This is a genomic window from Pseudomonas sp. m6p (assembly GCF_055760375.1).
Map to the genome: position 1 here is coordinate 5,687,673 of NZ_CM147084.1, position 25,189 is coordinate 5,712,861.

22 protein-coding genes are annotated in these 25,189 nt (G+C 60.4%); 9 read left to right on the forward strand and 13 right to left on the reverse strand.

What is annotated here, in order from left to right; all coding sequences use genetic code 11:
• Window positions 1-73 precede the first annotated feature (73 nt).
• The 7 genes from ACYZUM_RS26050 to ACYZUM_RS26080 all read right to left on the reverse strand — a co-directional run bounded on the left by ACYZUM_RS26050 (window position 74) and on the right by ACYZUM_RS26080 (window position 9,317).
• The gene (locus ACYZUM_RS26050; RefSeq protein WP_041071631.1) at window positions 74-970 is read right to left on the reverse strand and encodes a peptidoglycan DD-metalloendopeptidase family protein; all 897 of its coding nucleotides are present in this window, start codon (window positions 968-970) and stop codon (window positions 74-76) included.
• A gap of 186 nt (window positions 971-1,156) precedes the next feature.
• Window positions 1,157-2,110 carry a response regulator gene (locus ACYZUM_RS26055; protein ID WP_086792478.1) on the reverse strand — a complete coding sequence of 318 codons (954 nt, stop codon included), beginning with the start codon at window positions 2,108-2,110 and terminating at the stop codon, window positions 1,157-1,159.
• 178 nt (window positions 2,111-2,288) lie between these two features.
• Window positions 2,289-3,050 carry a phosphate signaling complex protein PhoU gene (phoU, locus tag ACYZUM_RS26060; protein ID WP_007962290.1) on the reverse strand — a complete coding sequence of 254 codons (762 nt, stop codon included), beginning with the start codon at window positions 3,048-3,050 and terminating at the stop codon, window positions 2,289-2,291.
• A 70-nt stretch (window positions 3,051-3,120) separates the two neighbouring features.
• Entirely contained in the window at window positions 3,121-3,954 is an 834-nt protein-coding gene (gene pstB, locus ACYZUM_RS26065; protein WP_007962289.1) for a phosphate ABC transporter ATP-binding protein PstB, read from the reverse strand.
• Window positions 3,955-4,138: 184 nt separating this feature from the next.
• Window positions 4,139-5,809, reverse strand: coding sequence for a phosphate ABC transporter permease PstA (gene pstA, locus ACYZUM_RS26070; protein ID WP_041071636.1), 1,671 nt, complete (start codon window positions 5,807-5,809; stop codon window positions 4,139-4,141).
• 15 nt (window positions 5,810-5,824) lie between these two features.
• Complete coding sequence (locus ACYZUM_RS26075) at window positions 5,825-7,858, reverse strand: ABC transporter permease subunit (RefSeq protein WP_182403087.1); 2,034 nt, start codon at window positions 7,856-7,858, stop codon at window positions 5,825-5,827.
• Between the two features lie 454 nt (window positions 7,859-8,312).
• Window positions 8,313-9,317, reverse strand: a complete 1,005-nt coding sequence (locus tag ACYZUM_RS26080; protein WP_086792482.1) for a phosphate ABC transporter substrate-binding protein PstS — start codon at window positions 9,315-9,317, stop codon at window positions 8,313-8,315.
• A gap of 187 nt (window positions 9,318-9,504) precedes the next feature.
• On the opposite strand from ACYZUM_RS26080, the gene ACYZUM_RS26085 reads away from it, so the two are divergent.
• The gene (locus tag ACYZUM_RS26085; protein WP_108184235.1) at window positions 9,505-10,563 is read left to right on the forward strand and encodes a helix-turn-helix domain-containing protein; all 1,059 of its coding nucleotides are present in this window, start codon (window positions 9,505-9,507) and stop codon (window positions 10,561-10,563) included.
• Window positions 10,560-11,051, forward strand: a complete 492-nt coding sequence (locus ACYZUM_RS26090; RefSeq protein ID WP_108184236.1) for a PIN domain-containing protein — start codon at window positions 10,560-10,562, stop codon at window positions 11,049-11,051. Before ACYZUM_RS26085 ends, ACYZUM_RS26090 begins: the two co-directional genes overlap by 4 nt.
• Window positions 11,052-11,068: 17 nt before the next feature.
• Here ACYZUM_RS26090 and ACYZUM_RS26095 read toward each other — a convergent pair whose 3' ends face one another.
• Entirely contained in the window at window positions 11,069-12,367 is a 1,299-nt protein-coding gene (locus ACYZUM_RS26095; RefSeq protein WP_108184237.1) for an MFS transporter, read from the reverse strand.
• Window positions 12,368-12,743: 376 nt separating this feature from the next.
• Here ACYZUM_RS26095 and ACYZUM_RS26100 point away from each other — a divergent pair, with 376 nt between their 5' ends.
• Both ACYZUM_RS26100 and ACYZUM_RS26105 read left to right on the forward strand, forming a co-directional pair.
• Window positions 12,744-13,148, forward strand: coding sequence for an acyl-CoA thioesterase (locus ACYZUM_RS26100; RefSeq protein ID WP_473061372.1), 405 nt, complete (start codon window positions 12,744-12,746; stop codon window positions 13,146-13,148).
• A 58-nt stretch (window positions 13,149-13,206) separates the two neighbouring features.
• On the forward strand, window positions 13,207-14,106 hold the full coding sequence (locus ACYZUM_RS26105; protein ID WP_108184238.1) for a D-hexose-6-phosphate mutarotase: 900 nt from the start codon (window positions 13,207-13,209) through the stop codon (window positions 14,104-14,106).
• 126 nt (window positions 14,107-14,232) lie between these two features.
• Here ACYZUM_RS26105 and ACYZUM_RS26110 read toward each other — a convergent pair whose 3' ends face one another.
• The 4 genes from ACYZUM_RS26110 to purE all read right to left on the reverse strand — a co-directional run bounded on the left by ACYZUM_RS26110 (window position 14,233) and on the right by purE (window position 16,819).
• A complete protein-coding gene (locus tag ACYZUM_RS26110; RefSeq protein ID WP_007962278.1) occupies window positions 14,233-14,769 on the reverse strand; it encodes a DUF3299 domain-containing protein in 537 nt (178 codons plus the stop codon).
• 102 nt (window positions 14,770-14,871) lie between these two features.
• Entirely contained in the window at window positions 14,872-15,117 is a 246-nt protein-coding gene (locus ACYZUM_RS26115) for a GlsB/YeaQ/YmgE family stress response membrane protein (RefSeq protein ID WP_003229635.1), read from the reverse strand.
• 117 nt (window positions 15,118-15,234) lie between these two features.
• Window positions 15,235-16,317 carry a 5-(carboxyamino)imidazole ribonucleotide synthase gene (locus ACYZUM_RS26120; RefSeq protein ID WP_086792485.1) on the reverse strand — a complete coding sequence of 361 codons (1,083 nt, stop codon included), beginning with the start codon at window positions 16,315-16,317 and terminating at the stop codon, window positions 15,235-15,237.
• A 10-nt stretch (window positions 16,318-16,327) separates the two neighbouring features.
• Complete coding sequence (purE, locus tag ACYZUM_RS26125; protein WP_003229641.1) at window positions 16,328-16,819, reverse strand: 5-(carboxyamino)imidazole ribonucleotide mutase; 492 nt, start codon at window positions 16,817-16,819, stop codon at window positions 16,328-16,330.
• Window positions 16,820-17,297: 478 nt separating this feature from the next.
• Here purE and ACYZUM_RS26130 point away from each other — a divergent pair, with 478 nt between their 5' ends.
• Window positions 17,298-18,269 carry an IS110 family RNA-guided transposase gene (locus ACYZUM_RS26130; protein ID WP_108181669.1) on the forward strand — a complete coding sequence of 324 codons (972 nt, stop codon included), beginning with the start codon at window positions 17,298-17,300 and terminating at the stop codon, window positions 18,267-18,269.
• Window positions 18,270-18,353: 84 nt separating this feature from the next.
• Here ACYZUM_RS26130 and ACYZUM_RS26135 read toward each other — a convergent pair whose 3' ends face one another.
• Window positions 18,354-19,262, reverse strand: coding sequence for a LysR substrate-binding domain-containing protein (locus tag ACYZUM_RS26135; RefSeq protein ID WP_041071648.1), 909 nt, complete (start codon window positions 19,260-19,262; stop codon window positions 18,354-18,356).
• Window positions 19,263-19,442: 180 nt separating this feature from the next.
• Between ACYZUM_RS26135 and aspA the strand changes: the two genes are divergently transcribed.
• The 4 genes from aspA to ACYZUM_RS26155 all read left to right on the forward strand — a co-directional run bounded on the left by aspA (window position 19,443) and on the right by ACYZUM_RS26155 (window position 25,165).
• Window positions 19,443-20,867 (forward strand): aspartate ammonia-lyase, encoded by a 1,425-nt coding sequence (gene aspA / locus ACYZUM_RS26140; protein WP_003229645.1) that lies wholly within the window; start codon window positions 19,443-19,445, stop codon window positions 20,865-20,867.
• A gap of 485 nt (window positions 20,868-21,352) precedes the next feature.
• Complete coding sequence (locus tag ACYZUM_RS26145) at window positions 21,353-22,798, forward strand: alanine/glycine:cation symporter family protein (protein WP_108184240.1); 1,446 nt, start codon at window positions 21,353-21,355, stop codon at window positions 22,796-22,798.
• Between the two features lie 166 nt (window positions 22,799-22,964).
• Window positions 22,965-23,969: an asparaginase gene (locus ACYZUM_RS26150; protein WP_108184241.1), complete on the forward strand. Its 1,005-nt coding sequence runs from the start codon at window positions 22,965-22,967 to the stop codon at window positions 23,967-23,969.
• 203 nt (window positions 23,970-24,172) lie between these two features.
• Entirely contained in the window at window positions 24,173-25,165 is a 993-nt protein-coding gene (locus tag ACYZUM_RS26155; protein WP_108184242.1) for an AraC family transcriptional regulator, read from the forward strand.
• The last annotated feature ends 24 nt before the right edge of the window (window positions 25,166-25,189 follow it).

A 25,189-nucleotide genomic window follows, 5' to 3' on the forward strand; every position in this document is an offset into this window, starting at 1 on the left:
GGGGACGCTTCTGTGGTGAGGGGATTGATCCCCCTCACCACAGAAGCCCCTCCACAGCGGCCCCCTAACGGTTTTACTGTTTGCCCAACGCAAAGTTGGGCAACGCCCCCAGCGGCTGGTTGAACTGATACGGAATCGACACCAGCCCCTGCCCGGTATTGCGCTGCACCACAAAGTGCAGGTGCGGGCCGCTGCTGTTGCCGGTATTGCCCGACAGCGCCAGCGGGCTGCCAACCGTCACCCGCTGCCCCTCGCGTACGCTCACCGAACCTTGCTTGAGATGCAGGTACACACCCATCGTGCCGTCGTCATGCAGCACCCGGACAAAATTGCCGGACGCATCATTGCCGCGCCCGCTCTGTGAGTTTTCGGTTTTCACCACCACCCCGGCCCGTGCGGCAATGATCGGCGTGCCGACCGGCATGGCGATGTCCATCGCATACCGGTTCTTCGGCCCGTAATGGCTGTACTGGCCATTGGCGCCCTGACTCAGACGGAACGGCCCGCCCCGCCACGGCAACGGATAGCGATAGCTCTGCGCGGCGCCTGCAGGGTCACCCAGGGAATACTGAAATTGCGGTGAATACACCAGCGGCTGACCCTGGGTAATCGCTGTGAGCAGCGCCAACCGGGTATTACTGCGCGCAGGCAGCACTCGGCGGATGGTCTGGGCCGGCACGCCACGCACGTTGCTCATCCCGGTAAACGCCAGCGCAATCTCGACCGGCGCATACAGATCGTTGCGCACGAACACCACGTCGGCGCCCTTCTGCTTCTTGATGTCGAGGTACACCTGGCGCTCCAGATGTTCGACCATGCGGTCCTGAAACACGAACACCTGCGAGCCTTTGCTCGGCCGGTCGCTGTACGAGACGACACCGTTGGCATCGGTGGATTTGTAGATGGTCATGGCCACAGTCGAGGTGGAGGCCAGGAAAAGACCACAGAGAAACAGCAGGCGCGCGAGCATGGGCAGGAATCTGTCGAAGGAAGGCCTGGAAAAGAGCCTAGCAGCTGAGACAGACCAGGCTAGTCGACAGATGTTTCAAGTTGCCCAGCGCACAAAGCAAAAGATCGCAGCCTGCGGCAGCTCCTACAGGGAAATGCATTCCAATGTAGGAGCTGCCGCAGGCTGCGATCTTTTCACAGACGCCGCTTACGCACCCGGAACGAAGTGCTTCTGCGCCGTACCGCGGGCGATCAGGCGGGAGATGTAGTCGAGCTTCTGCGCATCCTGGTCGACGAAACGGAACGTCAGTTGCAGCCAGTCGCTGTCGGCTTTCTGTTCGTGGGCAACGATGGCGTGCAGGTAGCCGTTGAGGCGGGCGATTTCGGCGTTGTCGCCCTGCTCCAGATCGAGCACGGCGCTGTCGAGAATCTGCGGCAGGGCATCGGTGCGTTTCACCACTAACAGCGCTTCCTTGATGCTCAGGGCCTTGATCACGCATTGCTGGGTGCCGCCTGGCAGGCGCAACTGGCCCTGGCCACGACCGCCGGCCGGTGCTTTGGAGGCGGCCGGAGCCTGAACTGGCGGGCTGTTGAGCAAGCCGCGGGACGGCGCCGCAGCAGGCGCCGCAGCAGCGGCTGGCTTAGCGAACGGATTGGCCGCCGCAGCGGCCGGCGCAGCACCGACCACCGCAGGCTTGCCACCGGTCAGCGCGCTCAGGGAATCGTTGCCGAACGCCGAATTCATCTTGGTCGGTGCACTGTTCATCAAGGTGTCGAGCTTGCCGACCTTGTTCAGCGCCTGCTTGACCTTGGTCAGCAGTTGCTCGTTGGTGAACGGCTTGCTGACATAGCCGGAAACGCCGGCCTGAATCGCCTGCACCACGTTCTCTTTATCACCACGGCTGGTGACCATGATGAATGGCATGGTCTTGAGATTGTCCTGCTCGCGGCACCAGGTCAGCAGTTCAAGACCGGACATTTCCGGCATTTCCCAGTCGCACAGCACCAGGTCGAATGCTTCCTTGGCCAACATGGCCTGAGCCTTTTTGCCGTTGATGGCATCCTCGGTGCGGATCCCCGGGAAGTAATTACGCAGGCACTTTTTCACCAGGTCGCGAATGAACGAAGCGTCGTCCACGACCAACACACTGATCTTGCTCATCCAACACCCCTATAAAAATCCCGGCAAGCATACCGCTTTGCTGATGGCACATTGCCAACAATCTTCAGTCACGCCGGGACTTTTCGTTCGCGGGTGCTGCTTTTTAATTCGATTTTCTGTTCAAGCGCCATAAACAAAAACGCCCGGCCAAAGGGCCGGGCGCTTTTCTCAGGCAATCTTACTTATCGTCAGCATCGCCCGGAACATTAGCGGTTTCGCCGCTTGTGCCTTGAACTTCTTCTTTCATGCGTTTGAGGCCCAGGTGCCGCACATCGGTGCCGCGTACCAGGTAGATCACCAACTCCGAGATGTTGCGCGCGTGGTCGCCGATACGCTCCAGCGAACGCAGCACCCAGATGATGCTCAGAACCCGCGAAATAGAGCGCGGGTCTTCCATCATGTAGGTGGCCAGCTCACGCAGCGCAGTCTTGTATTCACGGTCGATGACCTTGTCATATTGCGCCACCGACAGCGCCAGATCGGCGTCGAAGCGGGCAAAGGCGTCCAGCGCATCGCGCACCATGTTGCGCACCTGGTCGCCGATATGACGCACTTCGACATAACCGCGCGGCGCTTCGCCTTCTTCGCACAGCTGAATGGCACGACGGGCGATCTTGGTCGCTTCGTCGCCGATGCGCTCCAGATCGATCACAGACTTGGAGATGCTGATGATCAGACGCAGGTCGGACGCCGCTGGCTGACGACGGGCGAGAATGCGCAGGCACTCTTCGTCGATGTTGCGTTCCATCTGATTGATCTGGTCGTCGATCTCGCGCACCTGCTGAGCCAGGCCCGAGTCGGCCTCGATCAGTGCGGTGACCGCGTCGTTGACCTGCTTCTCGACCAGCCCGCCCATGGCCAGGAGGTGGCTGCGCACTTCCTCAAGCTCGGCGTTGAACTGCGCGGAGATGTGGTGGGTAAGGCCTTCTTTACTAATCATGGTGGCGTCCTTGGAGCGTCCGGTAAGGTGCGGTGGGCCGCAGCGTCAATTCTGTGAATAACCGCAACTGTCAGCCATAACGACCGGTGATGTAGTCTTCGGTCTGTTTCTTCGCCGGATTGGTGAACAGGGTGTCGGTGTCGCCGAATTCCACCAGTTTGCCCATGTACATGAACGCCGTGTAGTCGGAAACCCGCGCGGCCTGCTGCATGTTGTGGGTCACGATGACGATGGTGAACTTTGACTTCAGCTCGTAGATCAGCTCTTCGACTTTCAGGGTCGAGATCGGGTCGAGGGCCGAGCACGGCTCGTCGAGCAGCAACACTTCCGGCTCAACCGCGATGGTGCGGGCAATCACCAGACGCTGCTGCTGACCACCGGACAGGCCGAGTGCCGAGTCGTGCAGACGGTCTTTGACCTCATCCCAGAGGGCCGCGCCTTTCAGCGCCCACTCGACGGCTTCGTCGAGGATGCGCTTCTTGTTGATGCCTTGAATGCGCAAACCGTAGACCACGTTTTCGTAAATGGTCTTGGGGAACGGGTTGGGCTTCTGGAACACCATGCCCACACGGCGACGCAGCTCGGCAACGTCTTCACCCTTGCGGTAGATGTTGTTGCCGTACAGGTTGATCGCACCTTCGACACGGCAGCCGTCCACCAGGTCGTTCATGCGGTTGAAGGTGCGCAGCAGCGTGGACTTGCCGCAGCCGGACGGGCCGATGAACGCGGTCACGCGCTGTTTCGGGATGTTCATGCTGACGTCGAACAGCGCCTGCTTCTCACCGTAGAACAGGCTCAGGCCCGGGACCTCGATGGCCACCGTTTCCTGCTCGAGGCTCAAGCTCTGCTTGTCGCGACCCAGGGCCGACATGTTGATGCCGTGGGTATGTGTTTCGTGCTGCATGGGAGGCTCCCTGTGCTAACAAATTCGGTTCGTTGTACCGCCGGACAACGCCAGCGGGTTACTCAAATTCTGTGTCTGTCGCGATTCCTGTGGGAGCTGGCTTGCCAGCGATGGCATCACCGCGGTGTTACTGGCAGACCGAGTCGTCTGCATCGCTGGCAAGCCAGCTCCCACAGGGTTTGTGTTAACTATCCAGTGCTTTGTATTTTTCGCGCAGGTGGTTACGAATCCACACCGCCGACAGGTTCAACGTGGCGATCACCAGCACCAGCAGCAACGCCGTGGCGTACACCAGCGGCCGTGCCGCTTCGACGTTCGGGCTCTGGAAGCCGACGTCATAGATGTGGAAGCCCAGGTGCATGATCTTCTGGTCCAGGTGCAGGTACGGGTAATTGCCGTCCACTGGCAGCGACGGTGCCAGTTTCACTACACCCACCAGCATCAGCGGCGCCACTTCACCGGCGGCGCGAGCCACGGCGAGGATCATGCCGGTCATCATGGCCGGGCTGGCCATTGGCAGGACGATCTTCCACAGCGTCTCGGCCTTGGTCGCGCCCAGTGCCAGCGAGCCTTCACGGACGGTGCGCGGGATACGCGCCAGACCTTCCTCGGTCGCCACGATCACCACCGGCACCGCCAGCAGCGCCAGGGTCAACGAAGCCCAGAGCAGACCCGGTGTGCCGAACGTCGGCGCTGGCAGCGCTTCAGGGAAGAACAGACGGTCGACCGAACCACCCAGCACGTAGACGAAGAAGCCCAGACCGAACACGCCGTAGACGATCGCCGGCACACCGGCGAGGTTGTTCACCGCGATGCGGATCACTCGGGTCAGGGTGTTCTGCTTGGCGTATTCACGCAGGTACACCGCCGCCAGCACGCCGAACGGGGTGACGATCATCGCCATGATCAGGGTCATCATCACGGTGCCGAAGATCGCCGGGAAGATCCCGCCTTCGGTGTTCGCTTCACGCGGGTCATCCGAGAGGAACTCCCAGACCTTGCCGAAGTAGAAACCGATCTTGGTCATCGTGCCCATGGCGTTCGGCTGGTAAGCGTGAACCACTTTGCCCAGGCTGATTTCGATCTCTTTGCCGTTTGCATCGCGGGCGGTCAACGCGTCGCGGTTGAACTGCGCATGCAGATCGCTCAGGCGTGCTTCGACATCCTGATAACGCGCGTTCAGCTCGGCACGCTCGGCGTCCATGTCCGCTTGCGCGGTGGCGTCGAGCTTGCCGTCCAGTTCCAGCTTGCGCCCGTGCAGACGGATGCGTTCCAGCCCTGCGTTGATCGCACCGATGTCAGTCTTTTCCAGCGATTTGAGCTGTGCAGCCAGGCCGTTCACCCGGTTGATCCGCGCTTGTAGCTCAGGCCACGCCGCTTCACCTTCGGCGATGACCTTGCCGTCCTGTTTGACGTTGACCAGGTAGCCGTAGAAGTTGCCCCACTCGCGACGCTCGATCGCCATCAGTTCCGGCGGCGTGGTCTGCTTGGTCAGCCACTCGCCGACCACCCAGGTGAAATCGTTGCCGTTCAGGTCGCGGTTACCGACCTTGATCAGCTCGCGGGTCATGAATTCCGGGCCCTGATCAGGCACCGGCAGGCCGGCGCTTTTCAGGCGTGCGCGCGGTACTTCTTCTTTCTGTACCACTTCGCCGATGACCAGGTGATTGGCCTGGCCCGGTACGTCGTAGCTGGCGTGGATCAGGTCCGCCGGCCAGAAGTGACCCAGACCGCGCACGGCAATCACCGCCAGCAGGCCAATGGTCATGATGACCGCAATGGACACCGCGCCACCGCTGATCCAGACGCCCGGGGCGCCGCTCTTGAACCATCCATTCAGGGAGTTCTGTTTCACAGACTTCTACCTTTCTTAAAGCGACGAGTATTTCTTGCGCAGACGCTGACGAATCAGTTCTGCCAGGGTGTTCATGACGAAGGTGAACAACAGCAGCACCAGCGCCGAGAGGAACAGCACGCGGTAGTGGCTGCCGCCGACTTCCGACTCGGGCATTTCCACCGCGACGTTGGCGGCCAGGGTGCGCAGGCCTTCGAACAGGTTCATTTCCATGACCGGAGTGTTACCGGTGGCCATCAACACGATCATGGTTTCGCCGACCGCACGGCCCATGCCGATCATCAGCGCCGAGAAGATCCCCGGGCTGGCGGTGAGGATCACCACGCGGGTCATGGTCTGCCACGGCGTGGCACCAAGCGCCAGGGAACCGAGGGTCAGGCCACGCGGCACGCTGAACACGGCATCTTCGGCAATCGAGTAGATGTTCGGGATCACCGCAAAACCCATCGCCAGACCCACCACCAGAGCGTTGCGCTGGTCGTAGGTGATGCCCAGGTCGTGGGAGATCCACATGCGCATGTCACCGCCGAAGAACCAGTTCTCCATGTACGGGCTCATGTACAGCGACAACCAACCGACAAACAGGATCACCGGAATCAGCAGCGCACTTTCCCAGCCATCCGGGACTTTCAGGCGGATCGACTCAGGCAGGCGACTGAAGGTAAAACCGGCGACCAGAATGCCGATCGGCAACAGCATCAGCAGACTGAAGATGCCCGGCAGATGCCCTTCCACATACGGGGCGAGGAACAGACCGGCGAAGAACCCGAGGATCACCGTCGGCATCGCTTCCATCAACTCGATCACCGGCTTGACCTTGCGGCGCATGCCCGGGGCCATGAAGTAGGCGGTATAGATCGCAGCGGCAACCGCCAGCGGTGCCGCCAGCAGCATCGCGTAGAACGCGGCTTTCAGGGTGCCGAAGGTCAGTGGCGAGAGACTCAGTTTCGGTTCGAAATCGGTGTTGGCCGCCGTCGATTGCCAGACGTATTTAGGCTCGTCGTAGTTCTCGTACCAGACCTTGCTCCACAACGCGCTCCACGACACTTCCGGGTGCGGGTTGTCGAGTAGCAGCGGTTGCAGCTTGCCGCCGGCCTCGACGATCACCCGGTTGGCGCGCGGCGACAGGCCGAACAGGCCCTGACCTTCGGCCACCGGCTCGACCAGCAACGTGCGGTGCGCGGTGCTGTGGAACACACCGAGCTTGCCGCTGGCATCAAGGGCCACGAAGCCCTTGCGACGCTCTTCGGCGGTGATTTCAACGATCGGCGTGGTGCCCATCTGGAAAGTACGGATCTGCTTCAGGCGCAGTTCGCCATCGGTGTCACGGGCCATGAACCACTGGGCCAGGCCACCCTTGGAGTCACCGATGATCAGCGAGATGCCACCCACCAGTTGCGTGCTCGCAGTGACTTCGGCGTCAGCGTTTTCCAGCAGTTTGTAGCGACCGTTGAGGCTCTTGTCGCGCAGGCTGAACACGTCGGCCTGGGCGCGCCCGTTGACCACGTACAGCCATTGCTGGCGCGGGTCGACGAAGATGTTTTTCACCGGCTCGGTCATCTGCGGCAGTTCGATACGCTTCTGCTCGTTGGTGACTTCGCCGGTCATCATGTTTTCTTCGCTGGTCAGCGCCAGCACATTAAGTTGCGCACCGGTCGAGCCGACCAGCATCAGCGTCGAATCGGTGGCGTTGAGGCTGACGTGCTCCAGCGCACCGCCGCTCTCGTTCACTGCGATCGGGGCTTCGCCGTACGGGTATTCGATGGCCGGGGTGATGGTTTTCTTGCCATCGGGATAGCTGACTTTATAGGTGTGACGGAACACCAGCGCCTGGCCGTTGGACAGGCCCACCGCTACCAGCGGATGACCTGGCTGATCTTCGCCAATGGAAGTGACGGTCGCGCCAGCAGGAACCGGCAGATCGACGCGCTTCAATTCAGCGCCACTGTCGATGTCGAAGAACAGCGCCTGGCCTTTGTCGGAAACGCGCATTGCCACCTGATTCTGCTCTTCGAGCGAAATCATCAGCGGCTTGCCGGCGTCCTGCATCCAGGCTGGGGTAATGGCATCTTTCGCGGTCAGGCTGGCACCCTGGAACAACGGGGCAACGACGTAGGCGAGGAAGAAGAAGATCAGCGTGATGGCTGCCAGCACCGCCAGACCGCCAACGAGGACGTACCAGCGGGTGAAGCGATCCTTGAGCGCGCGAATGCGGCGCTTGCGTTGCAACTCAGGCGTATTGAAGTCAATGCGCTTGGGAGGGTTCGTAGTCATTTTGGAATTGGCCAGATCATTCATGCGCACACCCTAGCGATCCTGTATGACAGAAAGATGACAATGCAGTGACGCAGCAAATCCGCCGCCAGCGGGGCACTGGCAGTGGATAAAAGAATTCGGGGAGTGTGGGGCGAACTTGCTCGCGAAAGTGCCGGTTCTGAAGGCCGCTTCGCGAGCAGGCTCGCTCCCACATGAGTCAGGCGGGGTTTACCCCTGACTCAGTTTGTTACTTTTTTGCGACTTCAGCGCCGCCTTCCTGCAGACCCAGGTCAGCCAGTGCTTTTGCAGCAACCTTGGCTGGCAGTGGGATGTAGCCGTCTTTCACCACCACTTCCTGGCCCTGTTTGGACAGAACCAGTTTCACGAACTCGGCTTCCAGCGGGGCCAGAGGCTTGTTCGGGGCCTTGTTCACGTAAACGTAGAGGAAGCGCGACAGTGGGTACTTGCCGTTCAGGGCGTTTTCTTCGGTGTCTTCGATGAAGTCAGTGCTGCCTTTCTTCGACAGAGCAACAGTCTTCACGCTGGCAGTCTTGTAGCCGATGCCCGAGTAGCCGATGCCGTTCAGCGAGGAGCTGATCGACTGCACAACCGACGCCGAACCTGGTTGTTCGTTGACGTTAGGCTTGTAGTCGCCTTTGCACAGGGCTTCTTCCTTGAAGTAGCCGTAAGTGCCGGATACCGAGTTACGACCGAACAGTTGCACTGGCTTGTTGGCCAGGTCGCCGGTCACGCCCAGGTCGCCCCAGGTTTTCACGTCGGCTTTGGCGCCGCACAGACGGGTAGACGAGAAGATCGCGTCAACCTGTTCCATGGTCAGGTGCTGGATCGGGTTGTCCTTGTGCACGAACACCGCCAGGGCGTCCACGGCCACCGGAATAGCAGTTGGCTTGTAGCCGTATTTCTGTTCGAAGGCCGCCAGTTCGGTGTCCTTCATCTTGCGGCTCATCGGGCCCAGGTTGGAGGTGCCTTCGGTCAGCGCAGGTGGCGCGGTGGCGGAGCCAGCAGCCTGAATCTGGATGTTTACGTTCGGGTATTCTTTCTTGTAGTTCTCAGCCCACAGGGTCATGAGGTTGGCCAGAGTGTCGGAACCAACGCTGGACAAGTTGCCCGATACACCGGTGACCTTGGTGTAAGCCGGAATTGCCGGGTCAACGCCAGCGGCTACCGCGTGGGCAGTCGCAACGCCAGCAGCGACAAAAGTCATTGCCGCCATCAAACGCTTCAGTTTCATGCCTTACTCCTAGCAGATAGGGTGTGTTAAGTCGGGGCCAAGTATCAGCAGGCCGTGTGAACACTCTATGGCTGAAATATGACAATTGGATGAAAGGCCAGCATGGGCGCGGCACAAAAAAATGGAACTCTTCCAAGGTTGACAAATCACTATCAAAAGATAGTCTTGTCAACCACGAGAGGGCACCATGATAAACGACCGAATTCGTCGCGCACGCCTGCAACGAGGGCTAACCCTTGATGCTCTGGCCATCCAGCTCGGCGACATAACCAAACAAGCTTTGAGCAAATATGAGAAGGGGTTGAGCACCCCGAACTCCACTCGCCTGCTGCAACTAGCTAAAGCACTGCAGGTCAATCCTGAGTACTTTTTCCGCTCAGAAGCGATACCTTTGGCACCTCTGGAATTTCGTAAGCTGGCCAAGATGCCCAAATATCGCCAGGCCCAAGTAGAAGAAAAAATTCGAGAGCACCTCGAGCGCTACATCGCCCTAGAGGAATGTTTCGATCCCGCAGACATCAACACCCCTGTCACTCCCGCACAAATGATTGCAGTCTCCTCTATTGATGAAGCCGAGCTAGCGGCTGAGGAGCTTCGCCAATTCTGGGGAATTGGCACTGACCCCATTGCCAACCTCACCGAACAGCTGGAAGAGCACAGCATCAAGATTGCAATGCTCAATGGCCCAGACGATTTCGATGGTGCTTGTGCTACAACTGGCGACGGGAAGCATGTCCTAATTGCGTTGAATGCTGATCGCCCAGGCGAACGAATCAGGTTTACTGCCGCCCATGAGCTCGGTCATTGGGTGATGGCATTGCCAGAGGAGATGTCTGAAAAGGATAAAGAAAATTGCTGCCATCGTTTCGCAGGGGCGTTTCTGTATCCAGCCAAAAGCGTTACTGGCGATTTCGGCAGCCATCCTCGCACCAGGGTTCATCCACAAGAACTACTGATTGCAAAGCGGCAATACGGAATATCGATGCATGCCGCCCTGAGACGACTGAAGGATCTGAAGCTACTCAGCGAAGGTGGTTATAAATCCCTCACTATTCAATTCAGTGCCAAAGGCTGGCGAAAGTCGGAACCTGAGCCGATGCCGTGCAAACCGCCGCAAAGGTTTGAGTCGTTAGCATTTTGGGCACTGGCAGAAGGGCTGATTACCAAATCCCGGGCTGCCGAACTCTTGCGCAAGCCAGTAAAAGCCCTGGACCCAAGTTTCCTGGGCTCACTGGAGAGTGCATGAGCCTTATCTACATCAGTGATACGAATATCTGGATCGATTTCAGAAATGCCGGATTACTGGAGCAGATGTTTAGATTGCCTTTCACATTGTGTTGTACTGACTTCGTAATGCATGAACTTGAAGACTTCCCACATGACGAATTGCTTGATCAAGGTCTGATAGTCGAATCACTCGATGACGCCAGTGTCATGCGGTTATATGGTTTACGAATCGAACACAACAACAGTTCGCTGGCCGATGTGTCTTGTTACCTGCTGGCACAGCAAACACGTCGCCCTTTACTCACCGGAGATGGCAAGCTGAGGCGCCAGGCACAGCGAGACGGACTCCAAGTACACGGAGCTCTTTGGTTACTGGATTTGATGGTTGAACATCACGTCATCGAAAGACTGCATGCAGCAGAAGCCTTGGCCCACATGCTTGAGCATGGAGCTCGACTCCCGGCTAGCGAGTGTGAAACAAGGCTCTCACGCTGGCGAGAGCCCTAGATAGCTGAATCTTTGGATCAGCGCCCCTTCTTCCAAAGCCACGCCCCCACCAGAATCCCCATCGCGCACAGCACCGCCACATAGTAGGCCGGGCCCATCGCACTCTCTTTAAGCAGCAGGCTGACCACCATCGGCGTCAGGCCACCGAAGATCGCGTACGCCACGTTGTACGAGAACGACAGCCCGCTGAAGCGCACCACCGGCGGGAACGCCTTGACCATCACGTAGGGCACCGCACCGATAGTGCCGACCAGCAGACCGGTCAGGGCATACAGCGGGAACAGCCAGTTCGGGTGGTCGGCGAGGCTGTGGTAGAAAGTCCAGGAGCTGATCAGCAGGCCCAGGCTACCGAAGACAAACACCCGGCCGGCGCCGAAACGGTCGGCCAGGGCACCGGAGATGATGCAGCCGACGCTGAGGAACACGATCGCCAGACTGTTCGATTGCAGCGCCACCGTTGGCGAGAAGTGATAGACCGTCTGCAGCACGGTCGGGGTCATCAGGATCACCACGACGATCCCGGCGGACAGCAGCCAGGTCAGCAGCATCGAGATCGCAATCGCCCCGCGATGGTCACGCAGCACCGCACGCAGCGGTACTTCTTCGGCCAGCGCCTTGCGCAGTTGCAATTCGGCGAACACCGGGGTTTCGTGCAGCCAGCGGCGCAGGTACACCGAGAACAGGCCGAACACGCCGCCGAGCAGGAATGGAATCCGCCAGGCGTAGTCGGACACCTCCACTGGCGTGTAGATGCTGTTGATTGCCGTGGCGACCAGCGAGCCGAGCAAGATGCCGGCGGTCAAACCGCTGGTCAGTGTCCCGCAGGCGTAGCCGATGTGCCTTTGCGGCACGTGTTCGGAAACGAAGACCCACGCCCCCGGCACTTCCCCGCCAATCGCCGCGCCTTGGATCACTCGCATCAGCAGCAACAGAATCGGCGCCCACAGGCCGATCTGTGCGTAGGTCGGCAGCAGACCCATGATCAGGGTCGGCACGGCCATCATGAAAATGCTCAGGGTGAACATTTTCTTGCGCCCCAGCAGGTCGCCGAAGTGCGCCATGACGATGCCGCCCAGCGGCCGCGCGAGGTAACCGGCGGCGAAAATGCCGAAGGTCTGCATCAGGCGCAGCCACTCGGGCATGTCGGCCGGGAAGAACAGCTTGCCGACCACGGTGGCGAAGAACACGAAGATGATGAAATCGTAAAACTCCAGCGCACCGCCCAAGGCCGATAGCGACAGAGTCTTGTAATCATTGCGGGTCAGGGGGCGTGCAGGTTGCTCGGGCTGCGCGAGGCTCGAAGGCGCTGTGGTCATGGCAAGGGCTTCTCTTATAGGCGGATCTACCGCCACAACAACGCTGGCTGTGGCTTGGGCAGGTTCGGCACCATAGCAAATTGTTCGAAAAAGCACATAGAGGCGCGTATTTGACGGTCAAAATCAGAACCCGATGGTCGTCGTGGAGTCTACCGACCGATATACTCGCAACCTTGCTCCGGTTTGTAGGGGGTTGCTGTGCGAAAACGTCGTTGGTCGCCCTGGTGCGTGGATCCAGCCGCTTTCGCAGAGTTTCCCTTTAGACGCCTACGGAAAACGTGACGAACGCAGTATGTTCGGTGCTGAATCGTTTTTCCTGAAGACGGCTACCACCAGCAATACCAACGAAGAGTCACGGGTCAGAGGCACCCCCGGCATGATAGAGCTCGAACAAGAAGATCCGATCCCGCAAGGCGACCTGGCCTTGCAAATCACCGCACTCCCTCGCGAGACCAACGGCTTTGGCGATATTTTCGGCGGCTGGCTGGTGGCGCAGATGGACCTGGCGGGGACCGCGATGGCCAGCCGCGTTGCCGGTGGCCGTGTGGCGACCGTGGCCATCGACCGCATGGCCTTTCTGGTGCCGGTCGCGGTCGGTGCGCCATTGTCCTTTTATACCCAGACCCTGGAAATCGGCCGCAGCTCGATCCAGATGATGGTCGAAGTGTGGAGCGACGATCCGCTGTCCAGCGAGTGGCGTAAAGTGACCGAGGCGGTGTTCGTCTTCGTCGCCATCGACGGCAGCGGTCGCACCCGCTCGGTGCCGCCGCGCGCACGTTAAACCTCGCCGCGGTTTTGCGGTCGATAGTCGTCCCAAGTGTCTGATCGAGAGCTGTCCCATGAACACGCCCAGCGTTGAAGCCGTGAAACTGGATGAACTGAACTGCTGGCGCATCCGCCACGGTCAGGCCGAAGTGCTGGTGGCCCAGCAAGGCGCGCACATCCTCAGTTATCAAATCGACGGCCAGCCGCCGATCATCTGGCTCAACGACAAGGCGGTGTTCAAGACCGGCAAGAGCATCCGCGCCGGTGTGCCGGTGTGCTGGCCGTGGTTCGGCAAGTTCGAACGCAACCCGCAGCACGTGCAGGCCTTGTACACCGGTGAGCAACCGGCACCCGCACACGGTCTGGTGCGAGCGATGGATTGGGAGCTGGGCGGCATCGAATCAGAGGCTGACGGCGTCAAGGTCGAATTCAAGCTGCCCTACCCCGAAGGTGGCCTGCCGGGCTGGCCGTATCAGGTCGATCTGACCCTGACCCTGCATCTGAATGATCAGTTGCACATCAGCCTGACCAGCCATAACCGGGGTGTCGAAACCGTCAGCATCAGCCAGGCGCTGCACACTTATTTCGCAGTCAGCGATGTGCGCAACGTGCACGTCGACGGTGTGGACGGTCTGGAGTACATCGAGACCCTGGACAACTGGAACACCCACCACCAGCAAGGCGCACTGCGCTTCGCCGGGGAAACCGACCGCATCTACCTCGAGGCTCCGCCGCAACTGAGCATCGTCGACCCGGCCTGGGAGCGGCGCATCGTACTGACCGCAAGCGGCTCACGCACCGCAGTGATCTGGAACCCGTGGATCGACCGCGCCGCCGCGTTCAGCGACATGGACAACGACGGCTGGCAGCGCATGCTGTGCATCGAGACGGCGAATGTGATGAATGATGTGGTGAATCTGGCGTCGGGTGCGAGCCATACGATGGGTGTCAGCGTCGGTAGTAAACCGCTTTAACCAGTACCGCAAAACAAAATGTGGGAGCGAGCCTGCTCGCGAATGCGTTATGTCAGCCACTCTTCAAGTGCCTGATACACCGCTTTCGCGAGCAGGCTCGCTCCCACAGTTGTTTTGGGGTGACGATTACAGATCGGACTCCTGCACCACCCGCACCTTGTCCGCGTCCAGCGCATACGCCGCGTCAGCCAGGTCATTGCTGACCTTCTCGATCTTCAGCGTGCCGGTCACCCACAGCGGCGTGTAGATGTCATCCAGCTTCAAGCCCTTGGGATAACGCACCAGCACCAGTTGATTCGGCGGCGGTGGCGGTACGTGGATGCACGCGCCCGGGTATGGCACCAGGAAGAACAGCGTGCTGCGACCCTTCGCATCGGATTCCAGCGGCACCGGGTAGCCACCGATGCGGATGTGCTTGTCGTTCATCGACGCCACGGTCTTGGTCGAATACATCACCGCCGGCAAACCCTTGGCCTGCTTCATCCCGCCCTTCTCGGTGAAGGTGCCGGTGGCTTCCGGGGAGTTGTGGTCGATTTCGGGCATGGCCTCGAGGGCTTTCTGGTCCGACTTGGGCATCAGTTCCAGCCAGTCGGTTTCCGGCAGTTCGCCGGCGTGGGCCAGACCGCTGCCCAGCAAAAGGAGAGTCAACAAAAGACGGCGCATGGAGGTGCTCGGTAAAAAATGCTCGGATAAAGGAAGGACGTCGAATCGCCGAGCATTCTAGCCCTCCCTGCCGCGTTGGCAGAGAGGACTTGGTCGCTTGGATCAGTTCTTTTTAATCAGGCCGTAGATCACCAGCAGCACGATCGCGCCGACCAGCGCACCGATGAAGCCCGCGCCTTGACCTGCCTGATAGATACCCAGGGCCTGGCCGCCGTAAGTGGCCGCCAGCGAACCGCCGATACCGAGCAGGATGGTCATGATCCAGCCCATGCTGTCATCGCCCGGTTTGAGGAAGCGTGCCAGCAGGCCGACGATCAAGCCGATAAAGATGGTTCCGATAATTCCCATGGCATTTCCCTCTGACACTCAATAGTAGATATGCCAAAGCCTAGTCAGACTTTGGCATCCTGCCATGAGAGAACGGCGAGCCCTGAATGGTTCCGCCGCTGCCAGATGAAACTGTCGTTACTCGGCGATCAGCGCTTCGACCTTGACGATCTGCGCCTGCAGCGTCGCCATGTCGGCGCAGCGCAGGTTGGCGTGACCAACCTTGCGCCCGGCCTTGAAGGCTTTGCCGTAGTGATGCAGATGGCAGTCTTCGATGGCGATGACTTTCTCAACCGGCGGAACCACGCCGATGAAGTTGAGCATGGCGCTCTCGCCGACCTTGGCCGTCGAGCCCAGCGGCAGGCCGGCTACGGCGCGCAGATGGTTTTCGAACTGGCTGCACTCGGCGCCTTCGGTGGTCCAGTGCCCGGAGTTGTGCACGCGCGGGGCGATTTCGTTGGCCTTGAGGCCACCGTCGACTTCAAAGAATTCGAACGCCATCACGCCGACGTAATCCAGCTGCTTGAGCACACGGCTGGAGTAGTCTTCGGCTAAAGCCTGCAGCGGGTGATTGGTGCTCGCCACCGATAGCTTGAGGATGCCACTGTCGTGGGTGTTGTGCACCAGCGGGTAGAAGCGGGTTTCACCATCGCGGGCACGCACGGCGATCAGCGAAACCTCACCGGTGAACGGCACGAAGCCTTCCAGCAGGCAGGCCACGCTGCCCAGCTCGGCGAAGGTACCGATCACGTCTTCAGGCTTGCGCAGGACTTTCTGACCCTTGCCGTCGTACCCCAGGGTGCGGGTTTTCAGCACGGCCGGCAGACCGATCGAAGCCACGGCGGCGTCCAGGTCGGCTTGCGATTGAATGTCGGCGAAGGCCGGGGTCGGAATGCCCAGGTCCTTGAACATGCTCTTCTCGAACCAGCGGTCGCGAGCGATGCGCAGGGCTTCGGCACTCGGATAGACCGGGACGAATTGCGAGAGAAACGCCACGGTCTCCGCCGGGACGCTTTCGAACTCGAAGGTCACCAGGTCGACTTCGTCAGCCAGTTGGCGCAGGTGATCCTGATCGCCGTAATCGGCCCGCAGGTGTTCGCCCAGCGCGGCGGCACAAGCATCCGGCGCAGGGTCGAGGAAAGCGAAGTTCATGCCCAGCGGAGTGCCCGCCAGCGCCAACATGCGGCCCAACTGGCCGCCACCGATTACACCGATCTTCATCTCAACAACCTCAGGCAATACGTGGGTCTGGATTGTCCAGGACGCTGTCTGTCTGCTCGGCACGGAAGGTTTTCAGTACCGCGTGGAATTGTGGATGCTTGGCGCCGAGGATGCTCGCCGACAGCAGCGCGGCGTTGATCGCGCCGGCCTTGCCGATGGCCAGGGTGGCAACCGGGATGCCCGCTGGCATCTGCACGATCGACAGCAGCGAATCGACGCCCGAGAGCATCGACGACTGCACCGGAACGCCCAGCACCGGCAGGTGGGTCTTGGCCGCACACATGCCTGGCAGGTGGGCTGCGCCACCGGCACCGGCGATGATCACCTCGATGCCACGGCCCTCAGCCTCTTCGGCGTACTGGAACAGCAGATCCGGGGTGCGGTGGGCGGAAACCACCTTGACCTCGTACGGGATGCCGAGCTTTTCCAGCATATCGGCGGTGTGGCTAAGGGTGGACCAATCGGACTTGGAGCCCATGATCACGCCAACCAGTGCACTCATCGTCGCGCCTCTTCTCTCTGGGCGCCCGCAGGCGCGTCAAAAACAACAAGCCACGCAGGATTGCGTGGCTTGATTGTACGAAAAATGGCCGGACGTACCGGCCGAAGGCCGCGCAGTATACCGCAAAGAAGCCAATAAACAGCCCCCGAAACGACCATCTGTCAAATCAGCGAAAGGCCCGGTTTTATTGACTTGAAGGTCAGCAGAAAAGATCAAAAGATCGCAGCCTTCGGCAGCTCCTTGTATCTCGACTATCGCTCCGTCAGGAGCGATAGTTCTCGACTGATCATCGAGGGAGGGACTTGGAAGCCGTGCAGCTCCTTAGGCTTTTTGCCTGTGATGTAGATCGTGCTCCAGCCCTCCACACTCACTCATATAGTTCGAACGGTATCTTGGGCCCGTCTCTGGCGAGAGCTCGCATTCGCAAGGTTGGACAGAGTGCAGTGATGATCGAAAACAGATCAATGGAGAGACACTCATGTCCAGTTTCGTCGGTGTCGATATCGCTAAAAACACCTTTGATATCGCCACGCACTTGCCAAACGGTAAGCACAAAACCAAGGCCAAGCTGCCTAATGACGCGAAGGGTTTCAAAGAGTTTGAAGCTTGGTTGAACAAGCAGGTCGAGCCCACAGCCTCGATCGTGATGGAAGCCACCAGCGTCTATCACCTGGAACTTGCCGAGTTCGTCTACAACAAGGGTTACCGGGTCTGTGTCGTCAATCCGGCCACGACCCATGCTTACGCCGACAGCGAATTGCGCCGGATCAAAACCGATAAAAGCGACGCCAAACTGCTCGCTGATTTTGCTCGGGAAAAGGCTGAAAAGCTTCAGCTTTGGGCTCCGGAGCCACTGAAATACCGCCAACTGAAGGCGATGGTGCGTCGATTGGATGATCTTCAGGAAATGGAGCAGATGGAGCTCAATCGTCTGGATGTGTCCGACGAAAAGGTCAAAGACTCGATCAACTCCGTTCTGCGCCACATCGAAAAAGAGATCGCTGAAACGCACAAAGCGATCAAGAAACACATCGATGATGATCCGGACATGCGCCAGATGCGCGACTTGATCGTGACCATCGACGGTATCGGGCAGAAAACCCTTGAGCGGCTGCTGGCCGAGCTGGGCGACCTGCGCAAATACGACGACCCTCGCAAACTGGTCGCTGCTGCAGGGTTGAACCCTAAGCTGCAGGAGTCAGGAAAACTCAAAGGCAGAACAATTATTTCGAGGGTCGGCTCGGCTCGCGTTCGGGCGGGTCTGTACATGCCAGGCCTGGTAGCGCTGAGGCACAACGAGGCGATCATCGCCATGAAGGAACGCTTGAAGGCCAATGGCAAAGCCCCCAAACAGATCATCTGTGCAGCCATGCGCAAGTTGTTGCACTTCGTCTACGGAGTGCTCAAATCGGGCCAACCATTTGACCCGAAATTGGCACTTGCCCGGTGAGGGGCAAGACGGTATCTACAGGGCAAGGCATTTCAACCTGTAGGAGCTGCCGAAGGCTGCGATCTTTTCCCACAGACCCACCACTCAAGAAGCCTGTGCAGCGCCGCCCTCAAGTTTGCGCCAGAGCAACCGCACGTTGGCCTTGCGCACCAGTGCGCAGCGGTACAGGCGAATTTCCAGCGGTACATGCCATTGCGGGCCGCCGCAGACCACCAGTTCGCCGCGGGCCAGCTCGGCGCGCACGCTCAGTTGCGGTACCCAGGCGATGCCGAGGCCTTCCAGGGCCATGCTTTTCAGGCTGTCGGCCATGGCGGTTTCATAGATCGTGGTAAAGCGCAGCTGACGTTGACGCAGCAAACCATTCACCGAGCGCCCGAGAAACGCCCCGGCGCTGTACGCCAGCAACGGCACGCTGACGTCGCCTTCCAGATCGAACAGCGGCTTGCCTTCGGCATCCGCCGCACACACCGGCAGCATCTCGGTCTGGCCCAGGTGCAACGACGGGAAGATTTCCGGGTCCATCTGCATCGCTGCGTCCGGGTCGTAGAACGCCAGCATCAGGTCGCAGCCGCCTTCGCGCAGCGCGTGCACCGCGTCGCCGACGTTGGTTGCCACCAATCGCGTGGCGATATTCAGCCCTTCGTTACGCAGTTGCGCAATCCAGCGCGGGAAGAAGCCCAGCGCCAAAGAGTGCGCGGCGGCGACCTGCATCACTTCGCCCTGCCCGCCTTCGAGGTGATGCAGATGACGCAGCACTTCACCGAGCTGTTCGACCACGGTGCGCGCGGTCACCAGAAACAGTTGCCCGGCCGCCGTCAATTCGATCGGCGTGCGCGAGCGGTTGACCAGCGTCAGGCCCAGCGCCGCTTCGAGGCTGCGAATCCGCCGACTGAACGCCGGCTGGGTCACGAAACGCCGTTCGGCCGCCTGCGAGAAGCTGCGGGTGGCGGCCAGGGCACTGAAGTCCTCGAGCCATTTGCTTTCCAGATTCATCACGCCCTCCCGGGAACGCACCAAAACAGGTCACACGTCTGCCGCGCAGGCGGCGTCACACGGGCATTATGCCGAATGTGCATAGGCCAGTGTTTAACAGCATTGGCCCAAAAAATCCCGTAAGCCTAGCATTCGCAGCGTTCCGGCATAGACCGGGTCCATATCGAGATGATTTCTATCATGTCCTCCGCTGCATCTTTCCGCACAGAAAACGACCTGCTTGGCGCCCTCGAAGTACCGGCTCAAGCGTATTACGGCATCCAGACCCTGCGAGCGGTGAACAACTTCCGTCTCTCCGGCGTTCCGATTTCGCATTACCCGAAACTGGTTGTGGGTCTGGCGATGGTCAAACAGGCCGCCGCTGACGCCAACCGTGAGTTGGGTCACCTGAGCGAAGCCAAGCACGCTGCCATCAGCGAAGCCTGTGCCCGATTGATCCGCGGTGATTTCCACGAAGAATTCGTGGTCGACATGATTCAAGGTGGCGCCGGTACGTCCACCAATATGAACGCCAACGAAGTGATCGCCAACATTGCGCTCGAAGCAATGGGTCACCAGAAAGGCGAGTACCAGTACCTGCACCCGAACGACGACGTGAACATGGCGCAGTCGACCAACGACGCCTATCCGACCGCGATCCGTCTGGGTCTGCTGCTGGGTCACGACGCGCTGCTGGCCAGCCTCGACAGCCTGATTCAGGCCTTCGCCGCCAAAGGTGAAGAATTCAACCACGTGCTGAAGATGGGTCGTACTCAACTGCAAGACGCCGTGCCGATGACCCTGGGTCAAGAGTTCCGTGCGTTCGCCACCACCATGGGCGAAGACCTGGCCCGTCTGAAGACGCTGGCCCCGGAACTGCTGACCGAAGTGAACCTGGGCGGTACCGCGATCGGCACCGGCATCAACGCCGACCCGCGCTATCAGGCGCTGGCCGTTCAGCGTCTGGCGCTGATCAGCGGTCAACCGCTGGTGCCCGCCGCCGACCTGATCGAAGCCACTTCCGACATGGGCGCCTTCGTGCTGTTCTCCGGCATGCTCAAGCGCACCGCGGTCAAGCTGTCGAAGATCTGCAACGACCTGCGCCTGCTGTCCAGCGGCCCACGCACCGGCATCAACGAGATAAACCTGCCGGCGCGTCAGCCAGGCAGCTCGATCATGCCCGGCAAGGTCAACCCGGTAATCCCGGAAGCCGTTAACCAGGTGGCGTTCCAGGTCATCGGTAACGACTTGGCGCTGACCATGGCAGCCGAAGGCGGCCAACTGCAGCTGAACGTGATGGAGCCGCTGATCGCGTTCAAGATCCTCGACTCGATCCGTCTGCTGCAACGCGCCATGGACATGCTGCGCGAGCACTGCATCGTCGGCATCACCGCCAACGAAGCCCGCTGCCGCGAACTGGTCGAGCACTCGATCGGTCTGGTCACCGCGCTGAACCCGTACATCGGCTACAAAAACGCCACCCGCATCGCCCGTATCGCCCTTGAAAGCGGCCGTGGCGTGCTGGAACTGGTGCGCGAAGAAGGTCTGCTCGACGAAGCCATGCTCGCCGACATCCTGCGCCCGGAAAACATGATTGCCCCGCGTCTGGTTCCGCTCAAAGCCTGAGCCGACGCGTTATTTGTAGCATCGCTCACCAGGTCGAGGGACTAGACACCTCTCACCTTTTGAGGGCTTGGGGATTTGTCCCCAAGCCCTTTTTTTTAACTTCTTTGCGGGCAGGACGTTAAATGTTTTATGTATTTGATACCGCCAAGATCGCAGCCTTCGGCAGCTCCTACATGAACGACGTGTACCTGTAGGAGCTGCCGAAGGCTGCGATCTTTTGATCTTGCAGCACCCTCGTTTCGTCGCTTGCACCACGAGCGTGCAGACGGGCGCCGCACTGATCGGTATAGTGCCGCCCCTCTTCGCGTGAGCGGTCGTCGGTAACGAGGCCATAACCCATGCGAAACCCGAACTAATAACAAACCCGCGAAATGGATCCGGGACGAAACCTTCGCCTCACCTGTCGTGCCGCGCGCAAACCGGTGTAACGCGATGTTTCTGAACATCCAGCATTTGCTTACACAAAAAACAGCGAGGAAAAATCCATGCTCGAAGTCATCAACGACTTCCTCTCAGGGAAAGTACTGATCGTGCTCATTGTCGGGCTCGGTAGCTACTTCACGATTCGCTCGCGTTTCGTTCAATTGCGCCACTTCTTCCACATGTTCGCGGTATTCCGCGACAGCCTCAAAAGCAGCGGCGGGCAACTCAGCTCGTTCCAGGCCCTGATGCTCAGCCTTGCTGGCCGCGTCGGTGCAGGCAACATCGCCGGTGTCGGCATCGCCGTGACCCTCGGTGGTCCGGGTGCGGTGTTCTGGATGTGGGTGACCGCACTGGTCGGCATGTCCAGCAGCTTCTTCGAATGCACCCTGGCCCAGGTCTACAAGCGCGCCGATGGTGACGGTCTGTACCGTGGCGGCCCGGCCTACTACATCCAGCACGGCCTGAAACTCAAAGGCATGGCGGTGGTGTTCTCGATCCTGCTGCTGGTCACCTACGGCTTCGCCTTCATCGGCCTGCAGTCCTACACCGTGACCCACTCGCTGCAAAACGCCTTTGCCTTCGACCCACGCCACACCGGGATCGTCCTGGCGGTACTGCTGGCCATCACCTTCATCGGCGGCATCAAGCGTATCGCTGCCGTGTCCGACCTGCTGGTACCGGTCAAGACTCTGGCCTATATCGGCGTGACCCTGTACGTGATCGGCACCCAGATCGAACACGTGCCAGCGATGCTGGAAACCATCTTCAAGAGCGCCTTCGGTCTCGACCCGGCCTTCGGTGGCCTGCTCGGCAGCGCCATCGTCATGGGCGTGAAGCGTGGCGTGTTCGCCAACGAAGCGGGCCTGGGCAGTGCGCCGAACGTCGCCGCCGTGGCCTCGGTGAAACACCCGGGCGCTCAGGGCGTGGTTCAGGCCTTCAGCGTGTTCCTCGACACCTTCGTGATCTGCACCTGCACCGCGCTGCTGATCCTGCTGTCGGGCTTCTACACCCCGGGCTTCGAAGGTGACGGCATCGTTCTCACCCAGAACTCGCTGGCCGCCGTGGTCGGTGACTGGGGACGCATCTTCGTCAGCGTCGCGCTGTCGCTGTTCGTCTTCACCTGCATCCTCTACAACTACTACCTGGGCGAAAACAGCCTGCAGTTCCTCAGCCGCAACCGCGCGTTGCTGATGGTTTTCCGCGGTCTGGTCCTGGCGCTGGTGGTATGGGGTTCGATGCAAGACCTCTCGACCGTATTCGCCTTCGCTGACATCACCATGACGTGCCTGGCCTTCGTCAACCTGATGGCCCTGGCCATGCTGTTCAAGGTCGGCATGCGTGTCATGCGCGACTACGACGAGCAGCGCCGCGCCGGCATCAAGCAGCCGGTGTTCGATTCCAGCAAATTTGCCGATCTGGATTTGGACTTGAAGGCCTGGCCGACCGAGGCGCCAGCCGTCGGCAAGACCGCAGTCGAGCCGCAAGGCATCCCTGCAGCGCAACGCTGACAGGTGAATGACGGGCGCATCCCCTGCGCCCGTCAGTTACAGTTCGTAAAACTGTGGGAGCGAGCCTGCTCGCGAAAGCGGCGGATCAGTCGACATTCTGGTATCTGACCCACCTCATTCGCGAGCAAGCCCGCTCCCACAGGAACTCATCGCTTCGGAGAATCCTATGACCCCTTCGACTTATCCCGCCGCCCAACACGTCATGGTGCTCTACACCGGTGGCACCATTGGCATGCAGGCCAGCGCCAACGGCCTGGCCCCGGCGTCCGGTTTCGAAGCCCGCATGCGCGACTACCTGCACAGCCAGCCCGAACTGGTGGTGCCGCAGTGGCGCTTCCGGGAAATGTCGCCGCTGATCGACAGCGCCAACATGACCCCGGCCTACTGGCAGCAACTGCGCGAAGCGGTGGTCGATGCGGTGGACGTGCAAGGCTGCGACAGCGTACTGATCCTGCATGGCACCGACACCCTGGCCTACAGCGCTGCGGCGATGAGTTTCCAGTTGCTCGGCCTGCATGCCCGGGTGTGTTTCACCGGCTCGATGCTGCCGGCCGGCGTCACCGACAGCGATGCCTGGGAAAACCTCGGTGGCGCGATGGTTGCTCTGGGTCAGGGTCTGGCGCCGGGCGTGCACCTGTATTTCCATGGCGAGCTGCTGGCGCCGACCCGTTGCGCGAAAGTGCGCAGCTTCGGTCGGCATCCGTTCAAGCGCCTGGAGCGTCAGGGCGGCGGGGTGAAAGCGCCGTCGATTCCAGCCGCACTGAACTACAACCAGCCGAAACAACTGGCCAAGGTTGCTGTGCTGCCACTGTTTCCCGGCATCGGCGCCGAGGTGGTTGATGGCCTGCTGGCCAGCGGTATCAAAGGTCTGGTGCTGGAGTGCTACGGCAGCGGCACCGGACCGAGCGACAATCCCGAGTTCCTTGCCAGCCTCGGCCGCGCACGGGACAACGGTGTGGTGGTGGTTGCGGTCACGCAGTGCCATGAAGGCGGGGTCGAGCTGGATGTGTATGAAGCCGGCAGCCGTTTGCGCGGCGTGGGCGTGCTATCCGGCGGCGGCATGACCCGCGAGGCGGCGTTCGGCAAGTTGCACGGCTTGCTCGGTGCGGGTCTGGACAACGCCGAAGTGCGGCGTCTGATCGAACTCGACCTGTGTGGCGAACTGATCTGACACCACCCGAACCCTTGCAGGAGTGAGCCCCTGTGGCGAGGGAGCTTGCTCCCGCTCGACTGCGCAGCAGTCGCAGTGTTTTGGGGCCGCTACGCGCCCCAGCGGGAGCAAGCTCCCTCGCCACAACAGCCCTCATACCGTTTGATCTTCACCCGGCATATAACTTGCTGCCGTTTCCAGCACCCCCGAGGCTGGAAGATCTTATGCTCCACTCCCACCTCACCACGCTCAACGCCGTCTCACTGGTGCTCAACACCTTCAAGACCGAAGGCCTGTCGAGCGAAGCGCTGCTGGCCGGCAGCGGCATCAGTGCGGCGGATCTGAACCGCGCCGACACGCGCATCACCACCAATCAGGAGATGCAGGTCTGCGCCAACGCCGTTGCGCTCAAGCATGACATTGGCCTGGAACTGGGACGGCGGATGCATGTTTCCTGCTACGGCATCCTCGGTTACGCGCTGCTGACCTGTGCCACCTTCGGTGACGCTTTGCGCCTGGCGATTCGCTATCCGGCGCTGTTGGGAACACTTTTCGAACTAAGCCTGGAAGACGATGGCGAGCGCGTCTGGTTCGTCGCTGCCGATTACCGCGAGAGCCCGGAGATGGCGGTGTTCAACGCGGAATTCTGCCTGGTGTCGCTGAAGGTCATCTGCGACGACCTGCTCGGGCACCCGCTGCCACTGCTGGCGACGCGTTTTGAACATGCCGCGCCGGATTATCGCGACAGTTATGCCGAGCACTTCGCCAGCCCGCTGCACTTCGCCGCCAAGGACAACGCCTTTGCCTTCGACCGGCGCTGGCTCGATCAACCGTTGCCATTGGCCGACAGCATCACCCACCAGGCCATGGCCGATCGCTGCCGCAAGCAGAATATCGAGTTCACCGGACGGCAGGCGTGGCTGGGGCGGATTCGCCAACTGCTCAGCGCCCAGCTCAATGCAGCACCGGGCCTCGAGGGGCTGGCCCAGCAGATGAAATGCTCGCCGCGCACCTTGCGCCGCCATCTCAAGGACATGGGCAGCAGTTATCAAGAGCTGCTCGACGAACTGCGTTTCGAGCGCGCCAAACAGATGCTCTTTGAGGATCAGTTGCCGATCTACCGCATCGCCGAGACCCTGGGCTTCAGCGAAACCGCGAGTTTCCGCCATGCGTTCGTGCGCTGGAGCGGGGTTGCGCCGAGCCAGTTCCGACCCTGAAGATCAAAAGATCGCAGCCTTCGG